Here is a 24,785-nt window from a genome sequence, read left to right as displayed (position 1 = left end):
GGGATTGCGGGCCAAGGCTCCGCGGCCCCGCCCAATCCAATCGGCCCCAGGCTTTACGGACCGGGGCCGGCCAAATTCGGCCGCCCCGAGCTGCCGCCCGAGCCTGTGGGCAGTGCGCCCGCCGAATTCAGCCCGTCCGGCCATTCCAATTCAGGCCGTCCGGTGAGTACCGGCTGTACCAGGGTGTACCGGGCTCCGGGGCAGAACCCCGAAATACCCCGCGGCTCAGAAGCGACCGAACTGTCAGACGCAACCGAGCTACGAGCTAGAAGGTCACTACTCCTGGACCTCGACGACGATCTCGACCTCCACCGGCGAATCCATCGGCAGGACCGCCACCCCGACGGCGCTGCGCGCGTGCACCCCGGCCTCGCCCAGCACCTCGCCGAGGAGCTCGCTGGCGCCGTTGATGACGCCCGGCTGGCCGGTGAAGTCCGTGGCCGAGGCGACGAAGCCCACGACCTTCACGACGCGCACGATCTTGTCGAGGTTGCCCGTGACCGATTTCACGGCGGCGAGCGCGTTGAGCGCGCAGGTCCGCGCCAGTTCCTTGGCCTGGTCCGCGGTGAGGTCCGCGCCGACCTTGCCGGTCAGCGGCAGCTTGCCCTCGACCATCGGGAGCTGCCCGGACGTGTGCACGTACCCCCCGGAGCGCACGGCCGGCTGGTACGCGGCCAGCGGCGGGACGACCTCCGGCAGGCTCAGACCGAGCGAGCGCAGTTTGTCCTCGACGACGCTCATGCCTGCTTCTCCCGCTTCAGATAGGCCACCAACTGCTCGGGGTTGTTCGGTCCGGGCACGACCTGGACGAGCTCCCAGCCGTCCTCGCCCCAGGTGTCCAGAATCTGCTTGGTCGCGTGTACGAGCAGCGGCACGGTCGCGTATTCCCACTTGGTCATGGTGCGACTGTAATGCCTCTCTCCCCCGGCCTCGTGCGTACTCCGGGGCCCGACTGGTTAGGCTCCAAATCATGAGCAGGTTCCACGTCGTCAGCGGCAAGGGCGGCACCGGTAAGACCACGGTCGCCGCCGCCCTCGCGCTCGCCCTCGCCGCCGAGGGAAAACGCACCCTGCTGGTCGAGGTCGAAGGCAGGCAGGGGATCGCGCAGCTCTTCGAGACCCAGGCGCTGCCCTACGGGGAGCGCAAGATCGCGGTGGCTCCGGGCGGCGGCGAGGTGCACGCGCTCGCCATCGACGCGGAGCTGGCGCTCCTCGACTACCTCCAGATGTTCTACAAACTCGGCGGCGCGGGCCGGGCCCTGAAGAAGCTCGGCGCGATCGACTTCGCCACGACCATCGCACCCGGCCTGCGGGACGTCCTGCTGACCGGCAAGGCGTGCGAGGCGGTCCGCCGCAAGGACAAGAGCGGGCGGTTCGTCTACGACCACGTCGTCATGGACGCCCCGCCGACCGGCCGCATCACCCGCTTCCTCAACGTCAACGACGAGGTGGCCGGGCTCGCCAGGGTCGGCCCCATACACAATCAGGCGCAGGCCGTGATGCGCGTCCTGAAGTCCGCCGAGACAGCGGTCCACCTGGTGACGCTGCTGGAGGAGATGCCCGTCCAGGAGACGGTGGACGGCGTGGCGGAGCTGCGGGCCGCGAAGCTCCCGGTCGGCGGCGTCGTCATCAACATGGTGCGGCCCGCGCTGCTCGACGAGACGGCCGTGGACGTGGTCGCGAACGGGCAGCGGTCGGCCGTCGCCAAGGCGCTCTCCCGCGCCGGGCTCGGCGGCGCCCAGCGCGGCGGCCACGCCGACCGCCTGATCGACCCGCTGCTGGAAGAGGCCCGCGAGCACACCGAGCGGGCGGCCCTGGAGCGCAGCGGGCGAGCGGAGATATCCGGGCTCGACCTGCCGACGTACGAACTCGAACTGCTCGGCGACGGCGTGGACTTGGCGGGGCTCTACCGCATGGCCCGCGGACTGCGGAAGCAAGGGGTGGCCTCATGAACGGCCTGGCGGACACCTACCGGCTGGAGATGGACCCGGTCCTGGACGACCCCGCGACCCGGATCGTGGTGTGCTGCGGTTCCGGCGGCGTCGGCAAGACGACGACGGCGGCCGCGCTGGGGGTACGGGCCGCGGAGCGCGGCCGGAAGGTCGTCGTCCTCACCATCGACCCGGCGCGCAGGCTCGCGCAGTCGATGGGCATCGAGGAGCTGGACAACGTGCCGCGCAGGGTCGAGGGCGTCGACGGCAGCGCGGGCGGTGAGCTGCACGCCATGATGCTGGACATGAAGCGGACCTTCGACGAGATCGTCGAGGCGCACTCCGACAAGGAGCGGGCCCGGGCGATCCTGGAGAATCCGTTCTACCAGTCGCTGTCCGCCGGGTTCGCCGGCACGCAGGAGTACATGGCCATGGAGAAGCTCGGCCAGCTCCGCGCCCGTGACGAGTGGGATCTGATCGTCGTCGACACCCCGCCGAGCCGCTCCGCGCTGGACTTCCTGGACGCGCCGAGCCGCCTCGGCTCGTTCCTGGACGGCAAGTTCATCAAGGTGCTGATGGCCCCGGCGAAGATCGGCGGACGCGCGGGGATGAAGTTCCTGGGCGTCGGCATGTCGGTGATGAGCGGGCCGCTGAACAAGCTGATGGGCGCGCAACTGCTGCGCGACGTGCAGACCTTCGTCGCGGCGATGGACACGATGTTCGGCGGCTTCCGCACCCGCGCGGACGCCACGTACCGCCTGCTCCAGGCGCCCGGCACGGCGTTCCTCGTCGTCGCCGCCCCGGAGCGGGACGCGCTGCGCGAGGCCGCGTACTTCATCGAGCGGCTGGCCGCGGACCGGATGCCGCTGGCCGGGCTCGTACTGAACCGGGTGCACGGCAGCGGCGCCGCCCACCTCTCCGCTGAGCGCGCGCTGGCCGCCGCCGAAGCCCTCACGGACGGCGCCGCGAAGGCTTCGGCGGACTCTGCGCCCGATAACGCAGAAAATCTTGCCGGTTCCGGCATTGTGGATCGTGACTCAGGGAAGCCTCATATGGGCAGCCGGTCAGCCCCCGACAGCGGCTCCCCCACCGCCACTGAGGGCTCACAGGACAACACCGCCTCCGTCACCGACCCCACCACCACCGCCGAGGCGGCCGACCCCATCACGGCCACCCCGGAGCAGCTCGCCGCTCGTCTGCTGCGGCTGCACGCCGAGCGCATGCGAGTGCTCGCCCGCGAGCGCCGCACGCGCGACCGCTTCACCGCACTGCACCCCGAGGTCCCGGTGGCCGAAGTGGCCGCACTCCCCGGCGACGTACACGACTTGGCGGGTCTGCGCACGGTCGGCGAGCGCTTGGCGACCCAGGCCGCGCGCCCGTCCGCGTCTCCGTCCACGCCGTAGCGGACGGACGCTCCGTAGACGGATGGCCGTACGGGCGTGACCAGGAAGTATTGGCGACAGGTCGGGGCTGCGCAGCGGCCATACGTACGCGAGGGGCCTGCGCCTGCCGTGCGCGCGGGCTGGCGGGTACGAGGCTACGGAGCGAGCCGCTGGAGCCTCACGCGCCCCATGCGCTCCCGCGTGCCACTGCGCCGCGCGCTTCTTCGCGCACATCGCACGCCTGCGTTGCCGCGTACGTCCGAAGCCCGAAGTCCGAAGTCCGCTGAGCGGCCGCTGAAAGACCGCCGGCGGACAAGCCGCTGGCTGACGATCCGTTGACCGTTGGCCGTTGGCCGTTGGCGGAAAAAGCCGGTCGGAGACCGCACACTTCCGAAAGACCACGATCGTTCGCGAGGCGGCGATGGATCCCGCCGCCCGTCGTCGTTCGTCACCTCCGCGCCGGTTCACCCCGCCGCGGCGTAGTTCTCGTACTCCTCGTCGTCGATGGGCAGGATGCCCGTACTGCGCTCGTATTCCGTACGGGCGGTCTCCAGCAGCCTCCGCCACGAGGTGACCGTCGGCCGGCGACGCAGCAGCGCCCTCCGCTCCCGCTCGGTCATACCGCCCCACACGCCGAACTCGACACGGTTGTCGAGGGCGTCGGCCAGGCACTCGGTGCGCACCGGGCAACCGGTGCAGACCGCTTTGGCCCTGTTCTGTGCCGCGCCTTGAACGAATAGCTCATCCGGATCGGTGGTGCGGCATGCTGCTTGTGCACTCCAGTCGGTTACCCAGCTCATGCTGGCGCCGTCCTCTCCCGAATCGAGGCTCCCCCACGGCGGCAGCGGCATATTCACCGTTGCCAGTTGAGGACGTTACGGAAGGCAGGCAGGGCGCAACACCCCCTGCGGGCCCAATCTTGAATGGCCCGAACGGACTATGCGTATGCGGCAGATCACCCAACGGAGTGACCCGACGACATCATCGACAAATCCGTCAACTCGGGGTGATTCAGTCGAGACGCAGCGGGCACCATGTGACACATGGGCTGAAGTCGGGCACGGTTCGGCACTCGGATGAGTTCGGCTGAGTGCTGAGGAGGATGGTCCGGAACCGCACCGCAGTGACTGGCGTGAATCAAGCGTAGGCGAACACCTGGGCGTCTGTCCGGCGAATGAGAACGTAGGCTGCCCTCCATGGCTAAGAAGCGCTCGGGCGGGGGTCTCACGACGACCCAGCAGGCCGCGAAATTCCTCGGTGTCAGCGTGCTCTCCGGAGCCGTGCTGGCAGGTCTCGCGCTGCCGGCCTTCGGCGCCTTCGGCCTGGCGGCCAAAGGCTCGGTCGAGGGCTTCGACGAGATCCCGTCCAACCTCAAGACCCCGCCGCTGAGTCAGCGCACCACGATCCTCGACAACCAGGGCGGCGAGATCGCGAAGGTCTACTCCCGCGACCGCACCGTCGTCCCGCTCAAGGACATCTCGCCCTATATACAGAAGGCGCTCGTAGCGATCGAGGACGCGCGCTTCTACGAGCACGGGGCGATCGACCTCAAGGGCGTGCTCCGCGCCCTCAACAAGAACGCGCAGTCCGGCGGCGTATCCGAGGGTGCCTCCACCCTCACCCAGCAGTACGTGAAGAACGTCTTCATCGAGGAGGCCGGCGACGACCCCGACAAGGTCGCGCAGGCCACCCAGCAGACGGTCGGCCGCAAGGTCAAGGAGCTGAAGTACGCGATCCAGGTCGAGCAGGAGCTCGGCAAGAAGCGGATCCTCAACAACTATCTGAACATCACGTTCTTCGGTGAGCAGGCGTACGGCGTCGAGGCGGCGGCTCAGCGCTACTTCAGCAAGCACGCCAAGGACCTCACCCTCGACGAGTCCGCGCTGCTGGCCGGCATCGTCCAGTCGCCGACCCGCTACGACCCGGTCAACAACAGGCAGGAGGCGACCAAGCGCCGCAACACCGTGCTCCAGCGGATGTCGGAGGTGCACGACATCACCCCGGCCGAGGCCGAGGCGGCGAAGAAGAAGCCGGTGAAGCTGAAGGTCAAGCGGCCCAAGAACGGCTGCATCACCGCCGTGCACGGCGCGGGCTTCTTCTGCGACTACGTCCGCGAGGTCTTCCTGCGGGACGAGACCTTCGGCAAGACCAAGGAGGAGCGGGCCAAGCGCTGGAACCAGGGCGGCATGACGGTCCGTACGACGCTGGACCCGCAGGCCCAGAAGTCGGTGCAGGCCGGGGTCAGCGACCATGTGTACGCGTCCGACCCGGTGGCCAGCGCCGTCACCCTGGTCGAGCCGGGTACGGGCAAGATCCGCGGCATGGGCCAGTCGCGCCCGTACGGCTTCGGCAAGAACCAGACGCAGATCAACCTCTCCGTCGACCGCAACATGGGCGGCGGCGCGGGATATCTGCCGGGTTCGACGTTCAAGCCCTTCACCGCGGCCGCCGCGCTGGAGAACGGCATCGACAACTCCCAGTCGTACGCCTCGCCCAACCGGATGCCGTACCCGACCGTCTCCGACTGCCAGGGCAACCGCCTCGCCAGCGAAGCCTCGGTGCCGAACGAGAGCAAGGACGAGGTCGGCCCGTACAAGATGCCGGAGGCGTTGAAGAAGTCGATCAACACCTACTTCGTCTCGCTGGAGGCCGACACCGGTCTGTGCAACGTGACGAAGATGGTCAACAAGCTCGGCATGACCAAGCGCGCGGGCGGCACCGCCTGGGGCCTCGGCGCCTCGTACACCCTCGGCGTGAACGAGGCGTCGCCGCTCAACATGTCCGCCGCGTACGCCGCCTTCGCGTCTCGCGGCAAGTACTGCACGCCGACCGCGCTTGAGAGCGTCACCGACTCCAACGGCAAGCAGCTGCCGGTGCCGCAGGCCTCCTGCACCCAGGCGATGTCGCCGAAGACCGCCGACACGATCAACACGATGCTCAAGGGCGTCGTCGACGACGGTACGGGCAAGGCGGCGGGCCTGACCGACGGGCGGGACAGCGCGGGCAAGACGGGTACCACCGACAACCGGTACTCGGCGTGGTACGTGGGCTACACGCCCAACATGTCGGGCGCGGTCTGGCTCGGCGACCCGCAGCACCAGGTCCAGATGCAGAACGGCGTCACCTTCGGCGGCAAGACGTACGACAAGGTGTACGGCGCCGACGGCCCCGCGCCCATCTGGAAGGACGCGGTCTCCGGAGCCCTCTCCGGCAAGCCGGCGGACAAGTTCGCGACCGTCCCGATCGCCGGTGCCGGGAAGGACGGCAAGAGCGATGACGGCGGGGACGACGCAAAGGGCAAGGGGAAGCATCACGGCGGCAAGCACGACCCGCTCGGCGACCTGCTGGGCCAGTGAGCCGGCCGTATAGGGCTGTAGCGCTTTAAAGGAAGGGGCGCCCGGACCAGGTTGGTCCGGGCGCCCCTTCCTCTTGCCCTGCGCGGCGTCCCGCGGTCAGCCCGCGAGCAGCTTCTTGACCATCGCGGCGACGCGGCCGCCCTCGGCCCGGCCCGCCACCTGCGGGTTCACGATCTTCATGACCGCGCCCATCGCGCGCTGGCCCTCGGCGCCGTGCCCGGCCGCTTCCGCGACGGCGGCGGCGACCAGCGACTCCAGCTCCAGGTCGGACAGCTGCTGGGGAAGGTACTCGGCGAGGATCTCGCCCTCCGCCTTCTCCCGCTCCGCGGACTCGGCCCGGCCGCCCTGCGCGAACGCCTCCGCCGCCTCACGCCGCTTCTTCGCCTCGCGCGTGATCACCTTCAGCACCTCGTCGTCGGAGAGCTCGCGGGCGGACTCGCCGGAGACCTCCTCCTTGGTGATCGCGGTGAGGGTGAGCCGGAGAGTGGAGGAGCGCAGCTCGTCGCGCGCCCTGATCGAGGCGGTGAGGTCGTCCTGCAGCTGGGACTTGAGCGTGGTCATGTCCTTGACTATGCCAGCAAGCGCCGGGAATCACCCGAAGATTTCTCCCTGGCGGCCGGTCTGCGACGATAGGCGCTATGCGCGCGCGATACGGAGTACCCCTGGGCATCACGGCGGGAATCACGGCGGTCGGCGCGGCCGGCGTGGCCTACGCCGCCGGCATCGAAGCCCGTTCCTTCCGCCTTCGACGGGTCACCGTCCCTGTACTGCCACGCGGCCGGCGGCCGCTGCGCGTACTCCAGGTCTCCGACATCCACATGGTCAGCGGGCAGCGCAAGAAACAGCGCTGGCTCCAGTCGCTGGCGGGGCTGCGCCCGGACTTCGTGATCAACACGGGCGACAACCTGTCCGACCCGGAGGGCGTGCCGGAGGCGCTGGACGCGCTGGGCCCGCTGATGGAGTTCCCCGGCGCGTACGTCTTCGGCTCGAACGACTACTACGGACCGAAGCTGCGCAATCCGGCCCGCTACCTGATCGAGAAGGCACAGAAGCGGCACGGCCTGAACGGCAACAAGCCGGTCGTCGGCGCGATCCACAACCCGTGGGAGGAGCTGCGCGACGCCTTCGACGCGGCGGGGTGGGTCGGCCTGACGAACACGCGGGGCAGGCTGAAGGTCGACGGGTGTGAGATCGCCCTCACCGGCCTCGACGACCCGCACATCAAGCGGGACCGCTACAGCGAGGTGGCCGGCGGCCCGGACACGTCGGCGGACCTGTCGCTCGCCGTGGTGCACGCCCCGTATCTGCGGGTCCTGGACGCGTTCACGGCGGACCGCTATCCGCTGATCCTGGCCGGTCACACGCACGGGGGCCAGCTGTGCGTGCCGTTCTACGGGGCGCTGGTGACCAACTGCGACCTGGACACGAAGCGGGTCAAGGGGCTGTCCCAGCACCGGGCGGGCGGCAGCGAGTCGTTCCTCCATGTGTCGGCGGGGTGCGGCACGAACCGGTACACGCCGGTCCGTTTCAACTGCCCGCCCGAGGCGACGCTGCTCACGCTGACGGAACGCTGACCTCCCGCTCACCCGATGCCGACCGCCCGGAACCGGGCGATCTCCTCCGGCCGGGAGCGCCCGCCCGTACGGTGGGAGGATGATCGATCCGACCTCCTCCCACGCGCGGCAGAGCGCGATCAGCGCCGCGGGCGTCCCCGCCTCAGCGGTCGTCCCGGCCGGGCGCCGCCCGCTCACGGCCGTCTTCCGGGTGCTCATCGCGCTGGCCGCGATCACGGGCATCGTGATCGACTGCGCGGTCGGCGACGTGCCGCGCGTCCTCAGCTATTTCACGATCCAGTCCAACGCGGTGGTCGCGGTCGTCATGCTCGCGGCCGCGCACCGGGCGTGGTCGGCACGGCCCCCGCTCTCGGCGCGGCTCACGGGGGCGGCGGTCCTCTATATAGCCATCACGGGGCTGGTCTACCACTTCGTCCTGACCAACGACTCCAGCGGCTTCGCCATGGTCGGCGACGCCCACGCCCCCTCCGAGTGGCAGACCACGGCCACCCAGCTCCTGCACACGGCCACCCCCATCGCGGTCGTCCTCGACTGGCTCCTGCTCACGACTCCGGGCCGCTTCCGCCCCGCGTACGCCTGGCAGTGGCTGATCTACCCCCTCCTCTACCTCCCCTTCGCCCTCATCCGTGGCGCCCTCCTCTCCCCCGGCACCGAGGGCCGCTACCCGTACCCCTTCCTGGACGTCGACATCCACGGCTACGGAGGCGTCCTCGGCAACACCGTGATCTTCGCCCTGGCCTTCTACGTCCTCGCCCTGGTCCTCATCCTCCTCGACCGCATCCGCCCCCACCTGCGAGGCCCCGAGAACCGGATTTCGTCTCCGGCCATCAGTCCGCTAAAGTAGAGCTCGTTGCTTCGGGGTGTAGCGCAGCTTGGCAGCGCGCTTCGTTCGGGACGAAGAGGTCGTGGGTTCAAATCCCGCCACCCCGACTGAAGGAACACCAGGTCAGAGGCCCGATCCGCTTAGCGGATCGGGCCTCTGTCGGGTTTCAGGGGCCTTTGCGAGAGCCAAGCTCAGAGACCTGGCTCCCTGCATCGCGTGGCCGCCCTGCCCAACAGAGGCTGTCTCCATCAGCCGGCGGGCGCCCACTACCCCACCCGACCTCGTTGACCGGCATATCTCCTCCGCCCCCTTCGAGCCATGCCAGTTCGTCATCGTCCAAGTAGTCCCACTGCCGACGGTAAAAAGCCCTAGCCTCACGGGCATCCAACCACTCGCCGTAGTCCTGGTCCTGGCGCAGTTGGCCAGTCCTTCGCTTGATCCTTTCGTCCCGCTCGCGACGTTCGAGGAACGCCGTTACGACGGGGTCGCCATCCGGGCACACGCACCCGCCAGACCAGATCGGCTCGGGATGCCTTCTGGCCACAACGCGGTTCAACGCGATACGCCAGCCCGAGAAGCTGTCTTCGGTGACGTCGAAGGCGGTCAAGAGGGCCGTCATCTGTTCCGAGGTAGGCAGGATGAGTCCAGTCAAGATTCGCTGACACGTCGATCGTGGCACACGGTAACCACCAACGGCGGTCATCCGTTCGATCTCACGCAGAGATGGCTGGCCTGCCCGTGCGCGAAGCCGCGCCAGCCCCTGGCCGAGAGTTTCTGATGTACGGATCTGCTGCAGTCGGCGGCCGCAACCTGCCCGAAGTGGACGAGCCAGCTCGACAGCCGCAGCCTTCCACAACTGGCGAGCTCGTCGTACACGGTACTGACGTGCTTCATCGTCGGCCGGGTCACCCGCTGCGCGAGCGTAGACTTCCACGACTTTGAGCCGCGGCAGTCGAGCACCGCTGGCTGCTCGGCTGAGGGTCGACGCACCGCAGTAGTACGGTTTGGGCCCAGTACGCTTGGCCATCTCGCGGTAGGTGGCACCGCTGGCATCCTTGAGCTCACGCAAATATTTCACTAACTCCCGCAACTGGCGCTCCGCACCAACGTCGATGCTCTCGACGCGTCGGCCCACGGTTATAGGCCCTGGTTTGCCCTGGCGTCGCCAAGACGACGCCCGACCCTCAACTCGGCCACAGCTGCGGCCAGTACTGCGATGGTGCCCGGAAGGGCCTGGTCAAAGCCGACCTGGCCAACCAGCACCAACACGAGCACTACAGCCACGACTACCGTGTGCGAAGTGATCCACCGTCCGTCGATGCGGCCTGCGGAGCAGAAGGTCAATGTCGCGAACGTGCCAGTGCACGGAGGCAAACTGGACATGCTGCAGCTCCAGGTGTGAGATTAGGGATTCGCGGGCCCACCTGCACTACCTGTGCAGGGGGCTTGGGGCTACTACCGCCCTCGTCGATGCGCCGATCGTCCCAGCTTCACAGCATCTAGAGCTACTTCCCAGGAATGACCTCGCTACGGACGTCTGCACCCGATTGGCCGGGCTGACTCGCTCTCTGCCTGGTCAGCATCGCTCCGAAGAATTTTTGATCCGATCCTGTCCAGAGCTGCACGCCACATCACCGCCACGGTAGGGCTAGCGGCGGACGGCAAGCATCAAGCGCCGCCTCCCAATCCTTGGTCAGGTCGAGCATGAGGGTCATGTGCTCTGCTGCGGCGCCTTCTCGTACGAACCCGATGCCCACGATGGCGAGTTCGACGCGTATGCGGTCGGGATGGTTGAGGACGTTTGAGACCGTGCCCGTGGAGACTCCTGCATGGCGTACGACGTCTATGAGCTTCGCGCTCTGGCGCCCGCTGGTGAGCACCCCATCCTGCGCTCGGAAGACGTACGACTCACGGCAGAGGCAGGACGTCGGCTGCATAGGGGCGATGTTGTTGAAGACCAGGGCAGGCAACCAGTCCATCGAATAGGCGGAACGGTAGAGGGGACGCCGATGCTCGTCGCACCGCGGGGCGGGGCGGGGCGGGCCGGTGCGACGCCCGTTCCGGTTCTCAAGCCGCGCCGTGGCCAGCGGCTGAGCACACTGCCGGTGGCAGGCATGCCGGTCAGGGCACTCAGTAGCGCCGTCGTCCTGACACTGATGCGCTGGGCTCAGTGTGTTTACTGGACCGAGGTCCTGGACTGGCTGACGTCCTGGCCCCGGCGACGAGCCTGCCCTCCCGAACAGGCCGAGGGCCCGCTTCCTGTGATGATCCTGCAAGCGCTTGAACAACCGTCGAACGTGGCGAGGCGGGGCCCGTCGTCATCACGGCCCCGCAGCCTTCATTTCTACCCTTCCGCCTCCAGCGGATTGTTGAGGACGCGCACCGGCGACATCGAGCATCGGGCACATCGCGCGTGGCAAGCGCGGCCCCCACCGTTCAGTAGGCCCGATCACGAGGTGGCCTCACATGCCGACGGTGGAATGGGCATAGCGGGCCGCACCGAGCCTTCGCGGAGCTCGCTATCCCGAGCCGTCCAGCCTGCGGTTCAGCCGCGGCCCGGTGTTCATGTCTCCACGCTACTCACTCGGGTACCCGTCGCTCCTCTGGGATCCATCCCGACTCATTACCGAGGCTGCCCTCGCGGGGTTGGGGGACCACAGTGGAGCGAGCAGTGCCCGCGTCAAGCTCCCCCGGTTCAGCCGTCGGCTCTCGGAGAACGCCAGCCTTCGCGGAGATGTCACCTAGGAGCGCGTCCCGCAGAGCGTGCAGGGTCGCGATCTTGCGGCCAGCAAGTCGCGCCGCGGCGTGCAGGGGCTCAGCCGTTCTGTGGAAGCCCGCCCGCGTGAACCGGTCCGGCCAGGTGATCTCCAATCGTTTGAGGGCAAGGGCGGAGATCTCCCGGCCGTTCTGTCCCTGCGCCATCCGTGCCACGTCGCCGCTTCGGCTTCTGAGTTCGTGGAGCAGCCACCAGCTGTCATCACCCTCGATAGGCCGTATGGCCAGCACGCCTCTGAGTGGTACCGCCGGTCGGCACGCGACAGCGGTGTACGCGCCGTCGGAACGGGTGCTCAGCATGATGGTGCCCGGCGGATGTACCTCGCCCACATTGGCTGGACCGCTCAGGCGGAACCTTGGGACGTGAGGCACCGGGAGGTCGTACAGGTCTTTGGGAGCGACCACGTCGACGGTGGGCTCTGCCTGTGACGGGGGAAGCGAGCGTTCGGAACCTTTGCCTGTCTTCAGTTTGGCGACCCTTGCGAGCGACCGTGTTTCCCACGGAGGATCTGAAGACGACCAGTCCTCGTGGAGTGCGTCGGCCAGTTCCACCGCCTTGCGCGCTGCCCTCCGGTAAACGGAGACCGTCTCCTCAATGAGGCCGAAGGCCCGGTTATAGGCGGCAATGACATCCGGCGAGGGCAGGGGAAACGGCATATGACGGAGGGTGTCGAGACTGATGGTGGGCTCGACGTGTGCCGTCACGTCCTCGTCGATCCGGGCCTTCGCCGTGGGCGTCTGCAGCCAGATGCGCAACCACTGCGCGATGTCTGTGTCAGCGCGGATGATGCCGACCGACCTGGTCGCTGTCCAACCCTCGTGTTCAGCGGTCACTAGGGCGGATTCGCCCACTCGCCTGACGAGTACGACGGCCAGGTCGCCCTCCCTGAGGGTCGCCCGCGTGGACCGGGAAACACGCGGCGCGCGATGGTTCGTCCCGGATGAGAGGATCCTGCCGCCCTGGACTAGTGACGAGCCGACGACTCCTGAAGCCCGATCGCCAGTCTCGTCCTCCAGGAAGCCGCAGGTGGTGAAAATGCTCCTGTGGGCTCGCTCGACCTCGATGGAGGTCGTTGGCCAAGCCGCCGAATCCACGTCTATCAAGTGAGAGTCGGCTGCCATCAGATCTCCTCCAGAGCGCCCAGCAGCCGGATTTCGAGGTCGCGCATCTGGTTGAACTGATCGGCCAACTCCAACTTGAGTTGCTCGATCCTGCTCCGTGTGTCCCGTTCCAGGTTGGGAGGCTCGACAGCGTACGAAGTCGGCATCAGGCTGTACGCGCGATCCGCGATCTCCTCCGTGGAACAGCTCCGGGCCCAGCCGGCTCTGTCGCTGTACGGCGCCGTTGCGGCACCGGCCTCAGGGAGGCCGCGCCAGGCCGCGAGAGTGGTCAGAATCGATGCCGTGTTCTTGTCACCCAGCCGCCGTGCTCTCGACTCCGGCACCGGCTCGAAAGCTCGCCGCGCGTTGATGAAGAGCACCTGCCTGCAACGGTCCAGGGCGCCCCAGCCGGGTCGTGCACGCTTGTCTTTGTTGAGCACCCACAAACAGGCAGTGGCCTTGGATTGACCGAACACCCGAGGCGGCAGGGCGATCACGCACTCGACGATGTCGTCACGCAGCAGTCGTTCGCGGAGCCTTCGAGGGGTGGTCTGTCGGCTGGTGGCCACGGTATCGGCCATCAGGAAGACAGCGCGTCCGGACGGAGCCATTGCGTGCACGATGTGCTGGATCCAAGCGGCGTTTGCGGACCCCCGGGGCGGCGGCTCTTCCGGCCATCGGGGGTCAGTGGGGGCGGGGCGAACCGATCGGCGGGCGCCGTGCTCCGTCATGTCCTCCGAAACCCAGTTCGGCTGGTTGAAGGGGAGGTTCGCCAGAATGACGTCGTGTCGCTCGGGTTCGGGCTCCGCAAGGCTGTCCCCGGGAGGAAAGATATGAGCCGTGATACCTCGCACCACGAAGTTCATGTGAGCCACCTGTGCGGAGGGAGCATGTTGCTCCCTCCCCTGCAGGGACATGGTCGGGTTCAACCCGACGCGTTCGTGGACATAGCGGTGACTCTCGACCAGCAACGATCCTGAACCGCAGACTGGGTCCAGCACGCTGTCTCCGTCCTGAGGGACGGCCGCACCGACCATGAGACGGGCCATGTCGCCCGGTGTGAAGTAATTGCTGCCGTCGGCCTGGGCCGCCGAGAGGTCGCGTAGGCACTGATCGAGTAGGGGACCGACCTGCTGGGCGGATCCGATGTCACGGATGAGAGCATGCAGCAGTCTTTCGGAGCCAACAGGTGGAACAGGCACGAGACTCACCGTGCCCGCGCCGGCGTCCCGGTCCTCGATCGCGGGGAGCCAGTGAGCCAGGCATTTGGTCACGGCGACTCGAATTCCCGAATCGAGCCCTGCCGACTGACTCAGCAACCACGACCATGTCGGTACGCCGGGCACGGAGGCGGCACGCGGGGCTCGGCTCAGGTACAGCAGGCCGAGGACGAGCCGTGTCGCGTCGGGGGTGTTCATGAGCCGTGAGAGCTTCGTGAGGCGTTGGCGCACCTTCACGAGCGCCTGGTCGACCGAGGAGGGGTGCTGGGTCTGCGCGCGCCCTCGAAGGGCCTCGGCGTCGTTCACGAGCCCACCACTCCCAGGGCTCCCATAATCACGATGAGGAGCGACAGGGCGCCGGCGAAGGTGAACGCCCCGGTTTTCAGGGCCGCAGTGAGGCGCCCTCCTTCCATGACGGTCACGAAGCTGCCGGCTGCAGCGACGACAAGTGCCATGAGGACCGCGATGATCACGTACATCAGTCTCAACTGCACGTGGTTCCTTCCTGAGGTCGAAGGGGATCTCTCAGTGGGCGAGCGAGTCGCGTAATCCCCGGCTTCAGAAAGAACAGTAGAAGACACAGGCCACGTGCCGCATGGTGCACGCCTTTTGGGATTTCCTTAGGAGCGCGCCCAAGAGACAGAGGCCCCGGGCAAGTGCACTCCGTTTGGGGTTCCAGGCAGTGGATCGGTAAGAGGGAGACGGGTCGAGCGTTCGCCCCACAACCGGGATGAGTTGGTCAACAAGCCTTGGCCCAGCAGCTCCGCACCGAGGAGTGCATGGGAGTCGGCTGGTGCACTCCCCTCCTGCCGCCCTCCACGCCCCGACCGGTCTGCGCCCGCGCGCGGAACTCCTCACTTCCGAACCGACGGCCGACGGGGCTCTGACTGGAACTCCCGGCCGCACGCTCGTCCTGACCACGCACAAGTGGCCGCGCCTTGTCGGCACTGTGCTTGCAAGAGATTCGAGGGTCAGTCGGTGCTGTGTGCCGGGGCGCGGGGCGGGGCGTTCGTCTCTCGGGCCGACGGCGGCCTCCGGAAGCTTCGCCACAGCGCCCTGCCGTCGCCGAACGGCGGCAGGAGGAACGCCAAGTGGGCCAGGTACCAGTACGACAGCGGGCGGTCCAGACCGGAGAGCCATAGGAGGGCGCCCGCTACGGCGCAGGCGAGAGGGCCCGCCGCGGCCACCGTCGCCGTCTGGCGGGTGGTCATCGTGCCGTGGGGGATCACTGATGTGCGCCAGGCGGTGCGTTCGAGGGTGATGTGGGTGACCGTGGCGATGCGGTTGAGGACGAGGACGTGGGCCGATTCGTGGAGGGCGAATGAGGCTACTAGGCCGAAGGCGGCTGGTTTGGCGAGGAGTTTCCATGCCATGGCGGCTGGTACGGGGTCGCCGGAGTGGGCCTGCCAGGTCAGGGCGGCGGCCAGGAGGGTGGCGGCCAGGGTCAGTAGGGGCCAGACCTGGGCGGCGACCGCGCGGGCTGCGGTGTGGGGTTTCAGGTCAGTTGCCGGGTGCGTTGAGGAGCTGCTCACGGCGTTGCTTCAATCCGCGGTAGATGGTCTGGATCATCGTCAGGACGGCGGTGAGGACGAGGAACAGGGCTATGAGGGGGAGCGGGTTCTCTACGCCGGTGGTGATGCCCAGGGCGCCGTCGTTCTTTTTGACCGTCTCGAAGATCAGCGAGCCGAAGAACGCCTTTCGTTCGACGATCTCGTCAGTGCCGGTCGAGAACATGAGGGTGAGCAGGACCGCCGCCGCGGTGCCCAGTGTCAGCAGCGCGGCCCCTATGGCGGGCTTCAGTACCGAGCGTGCCTTGAACATTCCTTCTCCTCGACTCGTTGGTGTGGATTCCTTGCACCGCGTACCAGACGAACGCGGTGAACGCCCCGGTCAGGCAGGTCACTACCGCCCAGGGCGGGAGGTTGAGCAGGCCCAGTCCGATCACTGACACGCCCGCGACGACGAAGACCACCGAGAGGCCCAGGAAGACAGAGAGCGGGTTGTCCTTCTCCGCGGGGAACACGATGCTGACGCAGGTGGTCATGGCCGCTCCGCCCAGGCAGGAGGCCAGCGGCAGTCCGCTGGACGGGAGTCGGCCGGGGGCGCAGGCGGCTGTGACGGCGAGGGCGGGTACGGCGAAGACGGTGAGCAGTACCAGTTGGGCCCTGATGAGCCGGGCGTAGACCCGCCAGGCGGGCTCGCGGGCGCCGGGCAGTGTGCGCAGCCGCTGGGTGGCGGTGAACTGGTAGAGGCCGCCGAAGGACAGGGCGGCCAGGCCCCAGAGGGGGTTCACCGAGGGTTTGGCGAGCAGCAGGTAGATGAAAAAGGCAAGTGCCATGGCGGCGGCGGCCACGGTCTGCGCGCTGCGCAGCAGGCACCAGTCGTACGGGCCGAGGACGCCTCGCAGCCGTACGCTGCCGGGGAGTTTCACGTAGCGGGACTGGCGTACGTGCTGGTTGGGGGCGAGCGCGAAGGTCAGGGCCACGAGTACGGCCGCGAGTGCCGTCGCGCCGGCCAGGGCCGACCAGGGACCGTGTTCGTGCCAGGCCCAGGAGACCGACGTGGCCCACGTGTACGCCGTCCGCCCGCTCAGGTAGGCGCCGGAGAAGTCCTGGATCATCGGCGTCATCCGGGCGGCGTAGTACGCCAGCAGCGCGAACAGGGCGAGGACGTTGAGGACGCCCGACATCCGGCTGAGCCCGATGAGCCTCCACAGCCGGTTCAGCGACTGGTAGAGGACGGACAGCGTCAGGTAGGTGAGGGCGGCGGGGAGGACGATCGAGGCGGTGATGTAGCCGAGCGCGGACGGGCCGAGGATGATGAGCGCGCTCACGGCGAGCGAGACGAGGCCGACGGAGGCCACGGTGGCGGTCATCGCCGCTTCGTACAGGAGAAAGGCCGTGGAGCGTTCGCGGTTGGTGACCGGTAGCTGGTAGCTGAGCTGGAGCATGCCTTCGGCGTTGATGAACAACACCTTCACCAGCAGGAACGCGATCTGCACCCACAGCAGGAGGGAGACCGTGGAGGTGTCGAACAGCAGCCGCCACACGGCCGCTTCGCCGGCGAGCGGGCGCAGGAAGAAGTAGGAGCCGGTGCACATGGCGGCCAGGAGCAGCGCCCCCGCCACCGCCGCGAACACTCTGACCGGGGCGGTTTTGAAGGCTCCGGCCCGTAGGACGCGGCGGCGGAAGAAGACGAGGAGCATCCGGGCCAGGGTCGCGGACTGGCGCAGCCGTACCGCCGTCACCGCTGGAACGTTTCGAGGTAGTCGAACACCATGGCGTCCAGCGAGCCGTGTTCCTCGACCAGGTCCTTCGTCGGCTCGTCGTACACCACACGGCCGAGGTCGAGGAAGAGGGTGCGGTCGGCCAGCCGCTCCAGCACGGCGAAGTCGTGCGTGCACAGCAGGATCGAGCGGCCCTCGTCGCGGACGCGCCGGAACTCGCGCTCGGCGAAGTGCAGCGCTTCGAGGTCGATGCCGTTGAGGGTCTCGTCGATGACGGCCAGCGGGGGGCGGACGACGAGCGCGGAGACCAGTTGCGTCTTCTTGCGCATGCCGTGCGAGTAGTCCTCGATGAGGTCGTCGTAGCGGCCGTCCATGGAGAATTTCCGGAACAGGCCGGCGGCTTCGTCGTGGTCGACGTCGAGGCCGAACAGCTTGCCCATCATGGTGATGTACTCGCGGGCGGTGAGGAATTCGGGAAGGTAGTCGTTGCTGGACAGGTACATGCCCAGCTTCTTCGCTTCGGGGCGGGCGTGCTCATGGCCGCCGATACGGATGGAGCCGGCCTGGAGGCGTACCAGGTCGAATATGTTCTTGATCAGCGTGGACTTTCCGGAGCCGTTGGGCCCCACCAGACCGACGATCGTGCCTTCCTCGACCGTGAAGGACACGTCCAGCAGGACGTTGACAGTTCCGTCGTAGGAATAGCTGACGTCTTTGACATTCAGGAGAGACACTGTCGCGTAGGTCCTTTAACGAGTCCGTCGATCAGGGCGGCGCCCAGGAAGCCCGGATTCCGGCGGGTTTCCTGGGCGCCTTGCGCATACCGCCGTCAGGCGGCTACTTGCATTCGGCGCTGACCTTCAGGCCCCAGTTCTTGAAGGACCAGGAGCCGGAGAATTTCTTGTGCTGCTTCACCACGCACCACACGACCAGCCCGGCGAAGATGGTGGCGCCCAGCCCGAGGACGACGGCGGTGAATATCAGGAACCAGGCGTCATAGCGGACGAGCCCCTTGTCGACCTTCGATCTGATCGACAAGAGAGCGCGCTCGGGCGCAGTCGTCGCGGCCACGTACGCGCCGATCGACGCGGACGTGAAAGCGTTGGCGGCCTTCGCTGATACCGGCTGGGCGGAGATTTCGGAATCGCTTACCAGAGTTGACGCGGACACAGTGGTTCTCCCCTGTAGTTGATGTTGACCCAGTGAAGATTCCATGTCCCCGGAAGGGGGACTAGTGTCCTGAAGGGCACCTTTCGGCGAACTTGCTGTACGTCGCGATAACGGCCGCTTCCGCGCGAGAGGATATCCCCAGTTTGATGAAGACGCTGGTCACGTGCTTCTTGACCGTCCGTTCCGCCACGAACCAGCGGTTCGCTATAGCGGCGTTCGAAAGGCAGTCGCCCAGCGCGAAGAGGACTTCCCGTTCCCGCACGGTCAGCAGAGACAGGTCCGCTTCACGCACCCATGGCGGCGCTCCACAGAAATGGGCCGCCGCGCGGCCACCGCCCCCGTCTTTCTCTCTGTCTAATGACAGGTTCAATCTCGATCCCCCCATCGCGGAAGCCAACTGCCCGCCCCCGTTCCGCCCGACACGACCTGAGCGGCTTGGTCAGAGCCGCCGATCATGGCTGTCACCTTAGCCACAGCCCAACAAAGGGTCAAGATAACGCAAAGTCCCTCGCGGCTCTGAGTGTGCGCCGCGAGGAGTGGTCCGCAGGGGAGGAATTCTGGGAATGGAGCCTCACCCCTCTGAAAACCCTTTAGCTGCCGCGCAGTTGCCGGAAAGTCGCACAGGTCGGTTCCACGGGGCGTCGCTTGAGTTCGTCGCGGCCCGCATCGCTGCGGTCGAGGCGGTCTCGCGGCCAGGCGGGACCCTGCGAACCGGCGGGTTTACGAGGGTAATTGGCCCCCGAGAAGTCGGCCGTACCGGATATGGGCGCAGCGGTGAGACCGGTGTGCGTACGGGCCCGCTTCACGCATCCGCCGGCAGCCGCCCGTTCGGGCAGGCGCGTTCGCCGCACCCGCGCCCATTTGCACTTTTCTGGTGCCCGAGTTGACAAAACTATCCCTAACTCATCACGATTCGAAGGCGTTAGAGGCTCTAACACTGATAGGGGAGGCAGACTCCGATGCAGCTCGTTGCCCGGGAGAGGGAGCGGTTCGAGATCGATCGGCTGCTGACCTCGGCCGCCGCCGGGCGCGGCGGGGTTCTCGTGGTGACTGGGGAGGCGGGCGTCGGAAAGTCGGCGTTGCTCCAGGCCGCCGTGGGAGGGCTGGACGGGTTCGCGGTGCTGCGGGGGGCCGGAGCCGAGTTCGAGCGGGATCTGCCGTACGCGGCGCTGCATCAGTTGTGCGCGCCCTTTCTGAATTTCCGGTTCGGGCTTCCGGCGGTGCGACGGGATGCCCTGGAGGCGGTGTTCGGGCTCGGGGAGCAGACGTCGCCGGACCCGCTGACGGTCGGGCTGGCGGTGCTCGGGCTGCTGAACGAGGTGGCCGAGGAGCGGCCGGTGTGCTGCGTGCTGGACGACGCGCAGTGGGCCGACGACGCCTCGCGGCGGGCGCTGGTCTTCGTGGCGCGGCGGGTGGCGCTGGAGCGGATCGCGGTGGTGTTCGCCACGCGGGAGGCGGGCGCGGAGTCCGGGCTCGCGGATCTGCCGCGGCTGCCGCTGACGGGGCTGGGCGACGAGGACGCGCGGGCGGTGCTGGGGGCGGTGACGCACGCCGGGCTGGACTGCGAGGTGTTCGACCGGATTCTGGCCGAGGCGCACGGCAATCCGCTGGCGCTGCTGGAGTTCGCGCATGACACCGGGCCGTTCGGGGTGGCCCGGCCGCTACGGGCGCGGGCCGGTGTGGTCGGCGCGCTGGAGGAGCAGTTCGTACGCCGCCTCGACCGGTTGCCGTCCACCACGCGGACGCTGGTGGTGCTCGCCGCGGCGGAGCCGGTCGGCGATCTCGGGCTGCTGCGGCGCGCGGCGGCGCTGCTGGACCTGGACGCCGCCGGGCTCGACCTGGCGGAGAACGCGGGGCTCTTGACCCTCGGACCGCGGCTGCGATTCCGGCATCCGCTCGTACGCTCGGCGGTGTACGCCGCGGCCACGCCGGGTCTGCGGCGGCGGGTGCACGGGGCGCTCGCCGAGGCGACCGATCCCGAGGCCGATGCCGACCGCCGGGCGTGGCACCGGGCGCATGCCGTGGTGGAGGCCGACGAGGACGTCGCCGCGGAGCTGGAGCGGTCCGCCGACCGGGCGCGGCTGCGCGGCGGGTTCGCCGCGGCCGCTGCGTTCATGGAGCAGGCGGGGCAGTTGACGCCCGCGGCCGACCGGCAGGCCGGCCGGCTGCTGGGCGCTGCGCAGTTGCGGTTGCAGGCCGGTGCGCCGGCCGCCGCCCGCGCACTGGTGGCCCGTACCGAGCACCGGTCGACGGACGCCGGCGGCAGCGCGGAGGCGCGGCTGCTGCGCGCGCGGGTCGACTACCAGTTGGGCCGCACCCCGAAGGCGACGGCCGCGCTCGTCGACATCGCGGAGGGCCTGGACCCCGACCGGGCCAGGGAGACCTATCTGGAGGCCTTCGCGTCGTTCATGTACAACGCCAACGAGCCGGGCGGCCTTCAGCAGCTCGGCGCCCGCATCCGGGAGCGGGCCCCGCGGCGGGTGCCGGCGCGCCCCGTCGATCTGCTGCTCGACGCCCTGCTGGACCAGAACACGCTGCCCGTCGAGGAGGCGGTGCCCGCGATGCTCGGGGCCGTGGCTGCGTGCCGCGACTCCGCGGGGCCGTCGACGGGGCCGCTGCGGATGAACCTGGCCTGCCAGCTCGTCATCGACCTCCGCGACGACGCGCTGATGGAGAAGCTCACGAACCGGCAGGTGAAGGCGGCCCGCCGGCAGGGCGCGCTGGCCATACTGCCGCAGGCGCTGCGCTACCAGGCGATCGCCAGGGTCTCGGTCGGCCGGTTCGCGGAGGCCGCCGCCAGTATCGGCGAGGCGAAGGCGGTCGACGAGGCCGCGGGCACGGCCCCGCTCCTGGGGGCCGAGCTGGTCTGCATCGCGTTCGGCGGCGACGTCGACCGCTACCGGGAGGTCCAGTCGCTGCTGGGCAGCGGCGGGCGGCCGTTCGAGACCGCCGCGGAGCACTACTCGCGGGCGGTGCTGCACAACGGGCTCGGCAACCACGAGGCGGCGCTGGAGGCCGCGCTGGAGGCGCGGCAGCGGCAGCGGGACGGTTCGTACTCGATCTGGGCCGTCAACTCCGAGCTGGTCGAGGCCGCCGCGCATGTCGGCCGCGGCAAGGAGGCCGCCGCGGCCCTGGATCACCTGGAGGCGCTGGCCCGTGAGAACCCCGTCCCGTGGGCCGTCGCCGAGTGGCTACAGGCCCGCGCCCTCCTCGGCCGGGGCGAGGGCGGACGCGAGGGCAAGGGCGAGGACAGACGCGAGGGCAGGGGCGGATACGGAGGCAAGGGCGAAGACGGGGGCGGGATCGGAGGCGAGGACACCGAGGCGCTGTACCGGGAGGCCATCGACCAGTTCGCCCGCACCCGGGTGCGGGTGCTGTACGCCCGCGCCCGGATGACGTACGGGGAGTGGCTGCGCCGCGAGAACCGGCGGCCCGAAGCCCGGGCCGAACTGCGGGCGGCCCACGATCTGCTGTCGGCCATGGGTGCGCGCGGCTTCGCCGAGCGCGCGGCCCGGGGGCTGCGCGCCATCGGGGCCCGGCCGCGCCCGCACAGCGAGGACCCGCTGGGGCAGCTCACGGCGCAGGAGCGGATCATCGCCGGGAAGGTCGCCGCCGGTGCGACGTCCAAGGAAGTGGCGGCGATGCTCTTCCTCAGCCCGCGCACGATCGACACCCATCTGCGCAACATCTACCGCAAATTGGGCATATCCTCGCGTCGGCATTTGCGCGAGTTGTCTCTGTGACCACCCGAAACGGAATTACGTAATCGACCGGCTCCGGTATACGTAGTCTTCACCGATGCGCAGGCCACTCGGCGGCGGCATCGTCGGTAGTCACGCTCCATCACGGTCAAACGTGTACCAGCTCGAATGCCCGAATGCCCCATGCCCGAAAGCTCGAATGCCCGAAAGCAGGAAACAGGCTCGATGATCACTCAGGTGGTTCTGCCGGGCCTCGCGGAGTCCCCGGCCCAGCAGGCGCCGGCCCGCGGGACGGCCACCGGCGCCCCCAGCGGCCCCCGCCCCCGCACCGACGGCAGCCAGCGGCTCAACGGATAGCCGATGCGGACGCCCTCCACCCCCCTGCCCGTCACGCCCACGCCTCTCACGCCCCTCCCCCGGACCCCCACCCCCGCCGACTCCCACGGAGACCTGCTCGCGACACTGCGCAGACGGGTCTTCACCGGCCGGGTCGCCGAACTGCGGCTGCTGCGGGAGCTGCTGCTCAGCGACCGGCGCGGCTGCTTCGTGGTGTGGCTGCACGGCATGGGCGGCGTCGGCAAGACCACCCTGCTGCGCCGGTTCGCGGACGAGGCCGAGGCGCACGGCAGGACCGCCCGCTCGGTCGACATGCGCGGCACGGACCCGACGCCCGAAGCGTTCCTGGCCGCGCTGGAGGCGCAGGGACCGCCCCAGGAGGCGCACGTCCTGCTGATCGACTCGGCGGAGTCGCTGGGCCCCTTGGAGCAGTGGCTGCGCGACGAGTTCCTGCCCCGCATGCCCGCCCACGTCCTGCTCGTGGTCGGCGGCCGGCGCCCCCCGTCGGCCGAGTGGCGCACCGACGCCCAGTGGTGGCACGCGCTGCGCAGCATGGAACTGGACGGCATGGACGACGCCGAGGCCGCGCAGCTGCTGCGCAACCGGGACGTCGCCGAGTCGGCCGTCCCCGAGCTCGTACGGGCCGCGCACGGACTGCCGCTGGCCCTGGCCCTCTTCGCCGACGCGCGCGAACGCGCCACCCGGTCCGAGGAGCCGTACCAGGGCGGCGAACTGAGCGACTCCCCCGACCTGGTGCGCGAACTGCTGCGGCTGCTGCTGCGCGAGGTCCCGTCGCCGGACCGGTCCGACGCCCTCCACGTACTGGCGCTCGCCCGCGTCACCACCGAGGAACTGGTGCGGCACGCGCTGGAGATACCGGCCGCCGAGGCCCGTACCCTGTGCGCCTGGCTGAGCTGCCAGTCGTTCGTGCACAGCACCGCCGACGGCCTGGTCCCGCACGAGCTCGTACGGGAAGCCCTCCTGGCCGACCTGCGCTGGCGCGGCCTGGAGACGTACGAGCGGCTCTTCCGCCGGCTGCACGCGCACCTGGCCGAGCGGCTGGCGGAGCGCGGCGGCGGGCGCTGGGCGTTCGGCGCGGGCCTCGCCTATCTGGGCCGTACGAACCGGATCGCGCGGGAGGCCGCGGACTGGCAGGGCGCGGACCGCCTCCAGTTGCGGACCGCCCGCCCCGCGGACCTGGACGCGGTGCTGTCCGCCGTCGAGCGGGAGCACGGCACGGCCGCCGGCCGCCTGGCCCGGCAGTGGTGGGACCAGCAGCCCGCGGCCTTCACCGTCGCCGAGAACGGCCGCCACCAGATCGTCGGCGCGCTCGTCGCCCCCTGCCTGGAGGCCGGCGCCACCGGGCTGCCCGACGACCCGATGGCGCACGCCGCGCTGGAGCACGCGGCCGGCCGGTCGCCGCTGCGGCGCAGCGAGCGGCTGCTGCTGGCGCGCTGGAGCACCGGCAGCGCGGTGGCGGCCGGCTACGCGCTGACCACACTGTGGGCCACCACGCCAGGTCTGGCGATGAGCTGGACGTACACGGCCCCCGGCCAGCAGGCGCTCGCCACGCTGCTGGAGCTGTACGGGCAGCAGCGCACGGCCCCCGCCGACGGCCCGGACGGCGAGCTCGCGGCGTACGTACAGGACTGGCGCAGCGCGTCCTTCGACCGCTGGGCGGCGGCGCTGCGCACCCGGCTGCTGGCCGACGACCCCGCGGCGCTGCCCGCGCCCGCCACCGCCGCCACCGCGCCCCCCATGCCCTGGCCGGAGTTCGCGGACGCCGTCAAGCACGCCTACCGCAGCGCGCTGGACCCGCGCCAGCTCGCCGAGAGCGCGCTGCTGGGCACCCGGCTGGTGGCGCCCGGCGCGGACGCCGCGGCGCTGCGCGCGGCGCTGACCGAGACCGTGGCGCAACTGCGCGCGCTGCCCGGGCAGCGGCAGCTGGCCGACGTCCTGGAGATCACCTACCTGAGCGGGCCGCGCAGCCAGCAGGCCGCCGCGAGCAGGGCGGCGCTGTCCTTCAGCACCTACCGGCGGCGGCTGTCCGCCGCGCTGACGAGGGCGGCGGAGCTGCTGCGCGAGCGCGAACTGTACGGATCGGTAACCCGGTGAGGGCGGATCAGAGCTGTTCAACTCTTGCTCATCACGCGCTCACACCGCCCACGGACCGGCCCCGCGCGCTGCCGCC

General features: G+C 69.2%; 23 protein-coding genes and 1 tRNA gene. 9 read left to right on the top strand and 15 right to left on the bottom strand.

Annotated elements, in window-relative coordinates; genetic code table 11:
* Positions 1-276: 276 nt before the first annotated feature.
* Both AB0I22_RS09940 and AB0I22_RS09935 read right to left on the bottom strand, forming a co-directional pair.
* Positions 277-741: a RidA family protein gene (locus AB0I22_RS09940; RefSeq protein WP_363130196.1), complete on the bottom strand. Its 465-nt coding sequence runs from the start codon at positions 739-741 to the stop codon at positions 277-279.
* Positions 738-899, bottom strand: coding sequence for a DUF4177 domain-containing protein (locus AB0I22_RS09935; protein ID WP_003975360.1), 162 nt, complete (start codon positions 897-899; stop codon positions 738-740). The genes AB0I22_RS09940 and AB0I22_RS09935 overlap by 4 nt, the downstream gene beginning before the upstream one ends.
* A gap of 71 nt (positions 900-970) precedes the next feature.
* Between AB0I22_RS09935 and AB0I22_RS09930 the strand changes: the two genes are divergently transcribed.
* Positions 971-1,951: an ArsA-related P-loop ATPase gene (locus tag AB0I22_RS09930; RefSeq protein WP_363130195.1), complete on the top strand. Its 981-nt coding sequence runs from the start codon at positions 971-973 to the stop codon at positions 1,949-1,951.
* Complete coding sequence (locus tag AB0I22_RS09925; RefSeq protein WP_363130194.1) at positions 1,948-3,333, top strand: ArsA family ATPase; 1,386 nt, start codon at positions 1,948-1,950, stop codon at positions 3,331-3,333. The genes AB0I22_RS09930 and AB0I22_RS09925 overlap by 4 nt, the downstream gene beginning before the upstream one ends.
* Before the next feature lie 443 nt (positions 3,334-3,776).
* On the opposite strand, the gene AB0I22_RS09920 is transcribed toward AB0I22_RS09925, so the two are convergent.
* Positions 3,777-4,112: a WhiB family transcriptional regulator gene (locus AB0I22_RS09920; RefSeq protein WP_037964184.1), complete on the bottom strand. Its 336-nt coding sequence runs from the start codon at positions 4,110-4,112 to the stop codon at positions 3,777-3,779.
* Between the two features lie 396 nt (positions 4,113-4,508).
* On the opposite strand from AB0I22_RS09920, the gene AB0I22_RS09915 reads away from it, so the two are divergent.
* Positions 4,509-6,668, top strand: a complete 2,160-nt coding sequence (locus tag AB0I22_RS09915; RefSeq protein ID WP_363130193.1) for a transglycosylase domain-containing protein — start codon at positions 4,509-4,511, stop codon at positions 6,666-6,668.
* A gap of 96 nt (positions 6,669-6,764) precedes the next feature.
* Here the strand turns inward: AB0I22_RS09915 and AB0I22_RS09910 are convergent, their stop codons facing one another.
* Positions 6,765-7,229: a GatB/YqeY domain-containing protein gene (locus tag AB0I22_RS09910; RefSeq protein ID WP_363130192.1), complete on the bottom strand. Its 465-nt coding sequence runs from the start codon at positions 7,227-7,229 to the stop codon at positions 6,765-6,767.
* A gap of 77 nt (positions 7,230-7,306) precedes the next feature.
* On the opposite strand from AB0I22_RS09910, the gene AB0I22_RS09905 reads away from it, so the two are divergent.
* The 3 genes from AB0I22_RS09905 (at position 7,307) to AB0I22_RS09895 (ending at position 9,172) form a co-directional block, all read left to right on the top strand.
* A complete protein-coding gene (locus AB0I22_RS09905; RefSeq protein ID WP_363130191.1) occupies positions 7,307-8,242 on the top strand; it encodes a metallophosphoesterase in 936 nt (311 codons plus the stop codon).
* Positions 8,243-8,321: 79 nt separating this feature from the next.
* Complete coding sequence (locus AB0I22_RS09900) at positions 8,322-9,086, top strand: Pr6Pr family membrane protein (protein ID WP_363130190.1); 765 nt, start codon at positions 8,322-8,324, stop codon at positions 9,084-9,086.
* A 12-nt stretch (positions 9,087-9,098) separates the two neighbouring features.
* A tRNA-Pro gene (locus AB0I22_RS09895) sits at positions 9,099-9,172 on the top strand.
* A gap of 59 nt (positions 9,173-9,231) precedes the next feature.
* Here the strand turns inward: AB0I22_RS09895 and AB0I22_RS09890 are convergent.
* The 11 genes from AB0I22_RS09890 to AB0I22_RS09840 form a co-directional block, all read right to left on the bottom strand.
* Complete coding sequence (locus AB0I22_RS09890) at positions 9,232-10,143, bottom strand: helix-turn-helix transcriptional regulator (protein ID WP_363130382.1); 912 nt, start codon at positions 10,141-10,143, stop codon at positions 9,232-9,234.
* A gap of 553 nt (positions 10,144-10,696) precedes the next feature.
* Complete coding sequence (locus AB0I22_RS09885) at positions 10,697-11,044, bottom strand: LacI family DNA-binding transcriptional regulator (protein WP_363130189.1); 348 nt, start codon at positions 11,042-11,044, stop codon at positions 10,697-10,699.
* 601 nt (positions 11,045-11,645) lie between these two features.
* The gene (locus AB0I22_RS09880; protein WP_363130188.1) at positions 11,646-12,962 is read right to left on the bottom strand and encodes a hypothetical protein; all 1,317 of its coding nucleotides are present in this window, start codon (positions 12,960-12,962) and stop codon (positions 11,646-11,648) included.
* Positions 12,962-14,467 carry an N-6 DNA methylase gene (locus AB0I22_RS09875; RefSeq protein ID WP_363130187.1) on the bottom strand — a complete coding sequence of 502 codons (1,506 nt, stop codon included), beginning with the start codon at positions 14,465-14,467 and terminating at the stop codon, positions 12,962-12,964. The genes AB0I22_RS09880 and AB0I22_RS09875 overlap by 1 nt, the downstream gene beginning before the upstream one ends.
* The gene (locus AB0I22_RS09870; RefSeq protein WP_363130186.1) at positions 14,464-14,655 is read right to left on the bottom strand and encodes a hypothetical protein; all 192 of its coding nucleotides are present in this window, start codon (positions 14,653-14,655) and stop codon (positions 14,464-14,466) included. The genes AB0I22_RS09875 and AB0I22_RS09870 overlap by 4 nt, the downstream gene beginning before the upstream one ends.
* A 477-nt stretch (positions 14,656-15,132) precedes the next feature.
* Positions 15,133-15,693, bottom strand: coding sequence for a hypothetical protein (locus AB0I22_RS09865; protein ID WP_363130185.1), 561 nt, complete (start codon positions 15,691-15,693; stop codon positions 15,133-15,135).
* On the bottom strand, positions 15,662-15,895 hold the full coding sequence (locus AB0I22_RS09860; protein ID WP_363130184.1) for a hypothetical protein: 234 nt from the start codon (positions 15,893-15,895) through the stop codon (positions 15,662-15,664). The genes AB0I22_RS09865 and AB0I22_RS09860 overlap by 32 nt, the downstream gene beginning before the upstream one ends.
* The gene (locus AB0I22_RS09855; protein WP_363130183.1) at positions 15,876-17,408 is read right to left on the bottom strand and encodes a hypothetical protein; all 1,533 of its coding nucleotides are present in this window, start codon (positions 17,406-17,408) and stop codon (positions 15,876-15,878) included. Before AB0I22_RS09855 ends, AB0I22_RS09860 begins: the two co-directional genes overlap by 20 nt.
* A complete protein-coding gene (locus AB0I22_RS09850) occupies positions 17,405-18,121 on the bottom strand; it encodes an ABC transporter ATP-binding protein (protein ID WP_363130182.1) in 717 nt (238 codons plus the stop codon). The genes AB0I22_RS09855 and AB0I22_RS09850 overlap by 4 nt, the downstream gene beginning before the upstream one ends.
* 103 nt (positions 18,122-18,224) lie before the next feature.
* Entirely contained in the window at positions 18,225-18,425 is a 201-nt protein-coding gene (locus AB0I22_RS09845; protein ID WP_363130181.1) for a hypothetical protein, read from the bottom strand.
* A 193-nt stretch (positions 18,426-18,618) separates the two neighbouring features.
* The gene (locus tag AB0I22_RS09840; protein WP_363130180.1) at positions 18,619-18,849 is read right to left on the bottom strand and encodes a helix-turn-helix transcriptional regulator; all 231 of its coding nucleotides are present in this window, start codon (positions 18,847-18,849) and stop codon (positions 18,619-18,621) included.
* A 667-nt stretch (positions 18,850-19,516) separates the two neighbouring features.
* Between AB0I22_RS09840 and AB0I22_RS09835 the strand changes: the two genes are divergently transcribed.
* The 3 genes from AB0I22_RS09835 (at position 19,517) to AB0I22_RS09825 (ending at position 24,709) form a co-directional block, all read left to right on the top strand.
* Positions 19,517-22,300, top strand: a complete 2,784-nt coding sequence (locus AB0I22_RS09835) for an AAA family ATPase (RefSeq protein ID WP_363130179.1) — start codon at positions 19,517-19,519, stop codon at positions 22,298-22,300.
* 183 nt (positions 22,301-22,483) lie between these two features.
* Positions 22,484-22,615, top strand: a complete 132-nt coding sequence (locus AB0I22_RS09830; protein WP_363130178.1) for a hypothetical protein — start codon at positions 22,484-22,486, stop codon at positions 22,613-22,615.
* A 3-nt stretch (positions 22,616-22,618) separates the two neighbouring features.
* Positions 22,619-24,709, top strand: coding sequence for a hypothetical protein (locus AB0I22_RS09825; protein WP_363130177.1), 2,091 nt, complete (start codon positions 22,619-22,621; stop codon positions 24,707-24,709).
* Positions 24,710-24,785 lie beyond the last annotated feature (76 nt).

This window comes from Streptomyces sp. NPDC050610 (assembly GCF_040654875.1).
Classification (GTDB): Bacteria; Actinomycetota; Actinomycetes; order Streptomycetales; family Streptomycetaceae; genus Streptomyces.
Note: the sequence above shows the minus strand (reverse complement) of the source record. Positions and strands in the feature narration are given on the sequence as shown.